The organism is Demequina sp. NBRC 110053, assembly GCF_002090095.1.
In the GTDB taxonomy this organism is placed as follows: domain Bacteria; phylum Actinomycetota; class Actinomycetes; order Actinomycetales; family Demequinaceae; genus Demequina.
In genome coordinates, this window is record NZ_BBRJ01000002.1 from 1,911,650 (window position 1) to 1,918,788 (window position 7,139).

At 70.1% G+C, this 7,139-nt stretch carries 6 protein-coding genes; 3 read left to right on the forward strand and 3 right to left on the reverse strand.

The genetic code is table 11. The features are described 5' to 3' along the window. Window positions 1-227 precede the first annotated feature (227 nt). A complete protein-coding gene (locus tag B7K22_RS12110) occupies window positions 228-2,615 on the forward strand; it encodes an S-layer homology domain-containing protein (protein WP_159448823.1) in 2,388 nt (795 codons plus the stop codon). 95 nt (window positions 2,616-2,710) lie between these two features. On the opposite strand, the gene B7K22_RS08975 is transcribed toward B7K22_RS12110, so the two are convergent. Further along, window positions 2,711-3,088 (reverse strand): DUF2218 domain-containing protein, encoded by a 378-nt coding sequence (locus B7K22_RS08975; RefSeq protein ID WP_084039563.1) that lies wholly within the window; start codon window positions 3,086-3,088, stop codon window positions 2,711-2,713. Window positions 3,089-3,184: 96 nt separating this feature from the next. Between B7K22_RS08975 and B7K22_RS08980 the strand changes: the two genes are divergently transcribed. Both B7K22_RS08980 and B7K22_RS08985 read left to right on the forward strand, forming a co-directional pair. Further along, complete coding sequence (locus B7K22_RS08980) at window positions 3,185-3,859, forward strand: SDR family NAD(P)-dependent oxidoreductase (protein WP_084039564.1); 675 nt, start codon at window positions 3,185-3,187, stop codon at window positions 3,857-3,859. Window positions 3,860-4,040: 181 nt separating this feature from the next. After that, window positions 4,041-5,249, forward strand: coding sequence for a mechanosensitive ion channel family protein (locus tag B7K22_RS08985; protein WP_084039565.1), 1,209 nt, complete (start codon window positions 4,041-4,043; stop codon window positions 5,247-5,249). A 64-nt stretch (window positions 5,250-5,313) separates the two neighbouring features. On the opposite strand, the gene B7K22_RS08990 is transcribed toward B7K22_RS08985, so the two are convergent. Then, entirely contained in the window at window positions 5,314-6,192 is an 879-nt protein-coding gene (locus B7K22_RS08990; RefSeq protein ID WP_084039566.1) for an SDR family oxidoreductase, read from the reverse strand. Continuing rightward, a partial coding sequence (locus B7K22_RS08995) for an NAD(P)-binding domain-containing protein (RefSeq protein ID WP_084039567.1) occupies window positions 6,189-7,139 on the reverse strand: 951 nt, incomplete at its 5' end. The genes B7K22_RS08995 and B7K22_RS08990, both read right to left, overlap by 4 nt.

The following is a 7,139-nucleotide window of genomic DNA, read 5'->3' on the forward strand; positions in this document are numbered from 1 at the left end:
CGTTCGAGGCCTAGCGAGGTTGACTCCACCGCCACCGGCGAGCGCTTCCCCGGCACCCCCACCCGCTCGTGCCGCACGCGAGAGTCCGTGCGCATGGCGCGGGACCTGGCCAGGCGCGGCGCTGGCGGTCACGCATGGCTAGTGCTTCCGCCGACGAATCGTTACGATCAAGCGCGAACGGTCTGCACTGGGGCACCGAACTGGGGCACTGATCAGGGAGAACAGCATTGAGCCTGCACCGCACCATCTCGGCCATCGCAGCCTCCGTCGCGGCGCTGATGGTGGCCATCATCGCCGTACCTGGCGCGTCGGCTGCCTCGACCTTCCCGGACGTGCCGACCGGCACCCCCTTCGAGGCCGAGATCACGTGGCTCGCGGACCAGGGCATCTCCACCGGCTACGCGGACGGGACCTTCCGTCCTGATGCGGCGATCACTCGCGACGCTATGGCGGCTTTCATGTATCGCCTCGCGGGCAAGCCAGTGTTCACCGCGCCCGCGCGCTCTCCGTTCGAGGACGTGACGCCGCAGTCGGCGTTCTACAAGGAGATCGCCTGGCTCGCATCGACGGGCGTGACCACGGGCTACGCCGACGGCACCTTCCGTCCGTTCGAGTCGGTGACGCGCGATGCGATGGCGGCGTTCATGTATCGCCTCGCGGGCAAGCCCGCCTACACCGCGCCCGCGCGCTCTCCGTTCGAGGACGTGACGCCGCGGTCGGCGTTCTTCACGGAGATCTCGTGGCTTGCGGCGGCGGGAGTGACGACGGGCTGGAGTGACGGGACCTACCGCCCCTTCCGCACGATCGCGCGGGACGCGATGGCGGCGTTCATGTTCCGCTTCGACCGACGCGTGGGCGTGGGCATCGGCGGCCCCACCGACCCGGGCTCCGTGACCGCCTGCAACGACGGCAAGGACAACGACGGCGACGGCTGGACCGACTGGCAGAACGATCTGGGCTGCTACGGGCCCGGTGACGGCGCAGAGACGGCCGGCACGCGCGCGCAGGAGGCCGGCTGGACCACCTACGACAAGCCGTCGGCGGGCACCGTCTACTACGTGAGCTCCTCGACAGGCTCGGACGCGAACGACGGCCTCAGCCCGGCGACGGCGTTCGCGACCATCGAGAAGGGCTTCGAGCGATACCGACGCGACGGCCAGTACAACGACTACGTGCTGCTCAAGCGCGGTGATGCCTTCACGGTCGGCGCCCTGCCATGGCATCGATACGCGGGGCTGAGCGAGGACCAGCCCTTCGTCGTCGCGACCTACGGCGAGTCCACCGCGCGCCCGGTGCTCACGGCCACCGGCGGCCTCACCGTGCTGGGCGACCTCGACCACCGAGCGTTCCACGGCCTGGACTTCTACTTCAGGGACGCGGACCCCTCGTCGCCCACGTTCGACACAGAGGCGACGGGCACCGGCCTGAGCTTCTACGGCAACACCGAGGACATGCTCATCGAGGACGTCAGGGTGCGCTACGGTCACCTCAACATCCAGAGCGCCGGCGGCGACGATGACGAGCACATGGACGGCATCGCGGTGCGCCGCAGCGCCGTCGCGTACTCGTGGAACGCGAAGTCGTGGACCGACGATCCATGCATTTCCGGCAAGACGCAGGGCATGTACATCGCGCGGGTGCGCCGCCTGACCATTGAGGACTCGTACTTCCTGCACAACGGCTGGGGAGAGGAGGTGCCGGGCCGCGGGTGCGCGAACATGTTCAACCACAACATCTACGCGATGGGCATCTGGGACTCCACCATCCGGGGCAACACCTTCTTGCACGGCTCCTCGATGGGCCTCAAGCTCTCGGCCTTCGGCGAGGCCGAGTCCGCAGCCGAGGGAACGGCGCCGCGCGTCATCTCCAACGTCGTCATCGAGGACAACTTCTTCTCCGACTCCGAGCTGGGGATCTCGATGGGCGGCAACGGCTCGGATCCGTACCGGTTCCGCGACAACGTGGTGCGCGGCAACGTGTTCTCGGAGATGGGGTCGGACAACGCGACCGGCCGCAGCTTCCAGTGGGGCGTCGAGCTCAGGGACAACGACGGTGCGCTCGTCGAGGACAACCTGTTCGTGAGCTCGCCCTGGTACACCAACGCCTTCGCGGTCAAGGTCGCCGCCTCGACCAACCGCGACATCGTCATCGACGGCAACCTTTTCTACGACTGGCCCACCAACGACGTGGTCATCTCCGGCGAAGGCGACTACCAGGACGTGTCGGTCACGGACAACACGGTGGTGAAGACGGACGCCGTCTCCGCGATCGGCAACTCTCGCACGTGCCTGGTGAGCACCGAGTCGCGCAACGTGGCGGAGACGACGTTCTCCGGCAACCAGTACAGCGCACCCGGCACGGACTGGTTCTGCGCGGGTGGTGCGCGCGAGGACCTGGGCTGGTGGACGGCCAACCGGGAGCCCGACGCACGCCTCTTCACGGGCGACTTCGTCGACCCGACCCGCACCCTCACGACGTACGGTGCGCGCCTGGGCCACGCCAGCGAGAGCGCCACCGAGGCGGCGATTCTCGGCGCCTCGCGGCTCGAGTGGCGCGACGCCTACCTGGGCTCGCGCGTCGCGCAGTACGTCAAGGACGGCTTCGCGCTCGAGTAGGGGCGACGCAGGAGTCAGGGACTGTTCAGCGCCGATGCGCGGGCCAGGTCTGGTGGCAACGCACCCGGTGGTGGGGCCGCGGCGCTGCTGGTCGGCTAGTGCTCTCCCGCTCGGTCGGCCTCGTCGATGGGCCGCTCGTAGGTGCGGGTGGCGGACCCGATCGCGTCCCGGTAGCGCTGCTCGAGCCCCGAGTCGTCCCACGCGACGGCGAGGCCCTCGCTCTCGCCGAACCTCACCAGGGTGCGCTCGACAGAGTCCATCGCGATGAACAGCAGCTGCGCGCTCGTGGCCTCGAGCGAGATCTCGAGGGCGGTGTCCGTCTCGGTGACGGACCCGGTGACGCCCTCGCGCTCGATGCGATGCACCGTGCCGTCGCTGGTGAGGGGCAGGGTGGTCCCCAGGTGGTCGGCGAGCTGCGTGGCGAGATGATCGGCACGGTCCGTGCGGGCGCGTCCCGTGATGGAGTGGCTCATGCTTCCAGCGTATGCGGGGCGACGCGGTGCGCGGAATGCGCGCGGCAGTCGCGTGCGTTGGCACCGGCAGACCCCCACGCGCTCGAAGGAGATTCCATGCCCACGCTCGCCATCATCGGTGCCGGACCCAATCTGGGAGCGGCCGTCGCCCGCCGGTTCGGACGCGAGGGCTTCTCCGTCGCTCTCATCTCGCGCGATCAGGCCAAGCTCGACGACCTCGCCGCGACGCTCAAGGATGAGGGCGTCACCGCGCAGGGCTTCGCGGCCGACGTCCGCGACGGCGCCGCACTCGAGGGCGCCCTCGCTGCGGCGGCGCAGGAGCTCGGACCCATCACCGCGCTGCAGTACTCGCCGTTGCCGGCGCGCGCCTACCTCGAGCCCGTGCTCGACCTCACGCCCGAGCTCGCGCTCGAGTCGCTGCGCTTCTCCGCGCTGGGGCTCATCCACGCCGTGCGCGCCGTCGTGGGGCCGATGCGCGAGTCCGGTTCCGGCTCGATCATCCTCATCAATGGCGGCACCTCGGTGAAGGCTCGGGCGGGCTTCTCCGGCACCTCGGTCGCGTTCCCGGCGGAGAGCGCGTACGGGGAGATGCTGCACGAGGCGCTTGCGGAGGACGGCGTGCACGTCGCGCAGCTCGTGATCCCCGGCTCGATCCCCAAGCTCCAGATCGAGGGCGGCATCGACGGCGTGGCGGACCGCATCTGGCAGCTTCACGCCGAGCCCGGCGACTTCCGCACGATGTTGATCCCGCTCGAGGACGGGCGCGAATAGGCGCACCCGCGCGGCCCTGAGTCACCATCAGGCGGCACGCGCGTGACGGAACCGACCCCCACGCGCCATTAGCGTGCCGCGGTGCCGGCGCATCGGCTTTCCGTGAACGGAACGTGCGTGTGACGCGCTCGAAACCAGCGCTCCGTAGCGTCGAGACAGTCCTGACGGATGGAGGAGACCCATGCCCGACAACCCCGTAGATGTCCTGGTGCCCGTCGCAGCGTCCGTGGGCGTCGCCGTCGCGTTCGGCCTGCTCGTCAAGCTCGTCGTGTGGCTGCTGGCGCGCCGCCACCCGTGGGCGCAGTCGCTCGTGACCCGCGGACGCCGGCCGTTCTGGGCGCTGGTGCTGCTGGTCGGCGCGTGGGTGGGACTGCACGCGACCCTGGCCGACGGCGACTGGTGGCCCTACGTGGGCCGCGCGCTGACGATCGCCGCGATCGGCCTGCTCGCGTGGCTGCTCGCCGCGCTCGTCCACGTGTTCACGGACCTCACGCTCGACCGCAACCGCATCGACGTGCCCGACAACCAGCTCGCGCGCAAGCTCCACACGCAGGCGCTCATTGTGCGACGGCTGCTCATCGCGCTCATCGTGGTCATCGCGATCGGTGCGTCACTGCTGACCTTCGACTCCGTGCGCGCCGTGGGCGCGAGCGTGCTGGCCTCGGCTGGCATCGCGTCCATCGTGGCCGGCCTCGCGGCGCAGTCGATCCTCGCGAACATGTTCGCCGGGCTGCAGCTGGTGTTCTCCGACGCGCTGCGCGTGGACGACGTGATCGTCGCGCAGGGCGAGTGGGGCAAGGTGGGCGAGATCACGCTGAGCTACGTGGTGCTCGACCTGTGGGACGACCGCCGCCTGGTGCTGCCGTGCACGTACTTCACCACCACGCCCTACGAGAACTGGACGCGGCGCGGCTCGGAGCTGTTGGGCTCGGTCGAGATGGACCTCGACTGGAGGGTGTCGCCTCAGCGCATGCGCGAGCACCTCGACGCCGTGCTGGCCGATGCGCCGCTGTTCGACGGGCGCGCGTCCGTGCTGCAGGTGACCGAGGCGACCGGCGGGATGGTGCGCGTGCGCGTGCTGGTGACGGCGGCCGATGCGCCCACGCTGTTCGACCTGCGCTGCTTTGTCCGCGAGGCGATGGTGCTGTTCGTCCAGTCCGAGATGCCCGACGCCGCTCCTGCGCAGCGCGTGCTGATGACGGAGGCGGCGAAGCCCGCGCGGCGGCGCTCGGGCGCGGCGCCTCAGGCGGGGGAGGCCGGGCTGTTCACCGGCAGCGCCGAGGCTGAGGAGCGAGGGAGCCAGTTCGCGACGCCGCCGCGTGAGGGGCGCGATGGCGGCTCGCGTGAGGCGGTCACTGAGGAGGTCGCTCTGGTCGCTCCGCGGGAGTGACCCGGATCTTCCTCACAGGGTGCGGCGGCGCTACGGAACCGGCCGTGGCGTCCTCATGGGGTGCTCAGGCCGGGTTCTCCTCGACCAGCTCGCCGTCGTCGGTGATGAGTCCGCGGCGGCGCAGGTCCGCGATGTAGCGGGCCTGGCCGCGCTCGCCCTTGCCGCGGAACAGCGGCATGAGGCGCGGCAGCGCGTTGGGCATGAGCAGCGCGGCGCGCACGAGCCAGGACTCGGACGGCTTGGGGAACGCCTCGAGCTTGGGCTTGTCGAGCAGCTTCACCATGGTGGCGGCGACATGCTCGGCGGTCTGCGGCGGGTCCTGGAACTGGAAGGCGTTGCCGCCGTCGAGTGCCTCCTGGCGCAGCATGCGCGTGTCGGTGGCGGACGGCAGCACGGAGGACACGGTGATGCCCTTGTCTCGCAGGTCGAGCGCAATGGACAGCATCGCGCCGCGCAGGCCGTACTTGGAGGCGGTGTAGATGGGCGTCTCGCCCAGCGGGAAGATCGCGCCCAGGGACACGACCGTGATGACGCGAGGGTCCGGCGCCGCGCGCAGCAGCGGGATCGCGAGCCGCGTGAGCATCAGCGGGGCGTTGAGGTTGACGGTGAGCTCGCGATCGATGGATTCGACGGAGCGCTCGTCGAAGCGCTCGGCGCTCGTCATGCCCATGCAGTTGACGAGCACGTCGATGCGGCCGTGCGTGGCCTCGATCTCGGCAAGCACGCGGTCCACCTCCACGCGAGAGGTGAGGTCGCCGGTGACCACGCTGTGCCCGGCGCCCGGGAGGGTGGCGGCGACCGCATCGGCCGCATGCGATCGGAGGTCGACCAAGGCGAGCGTCGCGCCGCGCGCGGCTACCTGCCGCGCGAACTCGCTGCCGATGCCGCCCCCGCCGCCGGTGACGACCACGACGCGGCCTTCTCCGGCCCAGACGCGGCTCACGGCAGCGTCCAGCCCATGCGGCGGGCGACCGCGCGGAGGTAGCGCGTCATCGCATGCGAGTCGACGTAGCCCTGGTGGCGCGGCGAGTCGACGAACCGAATGCCGCCGGACAAGTCGGGATTGTCCTGCGCGATGTGCCGCTCGAAGCGTTCCCACTGCTCGGGACGATGCTGGCGGTCCCAGATGTGGGAGGCGACCATCGCGGCGAGCTTCTCCATGAGCCCATACGCGCCGGAGTTGGTCTCAACGAGCCCCAGGCCGAACAGCCCAGGCATGTGCCCGAACGCCGTCAGATAGAGCGACGGGTGCTGCTCGTCGCCGTAGAGGTCCTGCGCGTAGGGGATGGTGTGCCGGTAGCCGGTCGCGAGCAGGATGAGGTCGACGTCCTCGGTGGTGCCGTCGGTGAAGGTCACCTCCGTGCCTCTCGCGGAGGCGATAGACGGCCGCGCGGTGATGTCGCCGTGGCCCAGGTAGTGCAGCAGCTGGTCGTTCAGAATCGGGTGGGTCTCGAACAGCTTGTGGTCGGGTGCTTGGAGCCCCAGGCGGGTGACGTCGCCGTTGATGATGCGCAGCAGGCGGCCGAACACGGCCTGCTCGACGGCCATCGGCATGGAAGGGCCGTTCTCGGCGAACACGTCGACGGGCATGCCGAAGATGTGCTTGGGGATGAACCAGTACCCGCGGCGCATGGAGATCGCGGCGCGCTCGGCGGTGCGGGCGGCGTCGCACGCGATGTCGCAGCCGGAGTTGCCGGCGCCGACGATCAGGACGCGGCGGCCCGTGAACTCCTCGGGGCTGCGGTAGGTGACGGAGTGGCGGATCTCGCCGGTGTAGCCGGGGATCTCGATCACATTGGGGTCCCACTGCACGCCGCTGGCCGCGATGACGTTGGTGTGGGTCGAGGTGGTGCCGTCAGCGAAGGTGGCCTCGTAGGCGCCGTTCCGCGT

Coding starts and splice junctions, on each gene's coding strand:
- B7K22_RS08980 (WP_084039564.1), top strand. CDS start 3,185: ATGCCCACGCTCGCCATCATCGGTGCCGGACCCAATCTGGGAGCGGCC.
- B7K22_RS08975 (WP_084039563.1), bottom strand. CDS start 3,088: ATGAGCCACTCCATCACGGGACGCGCCCGCACGGACCGTGCCGATCAT.
- B7K22_RS08985 (WP_084039565.1), top strand. CDS start 4,041: ATGCCCGACAACCCCGTAGATGTCCTGGTGCCCGTCGCAGCGTCCGTG.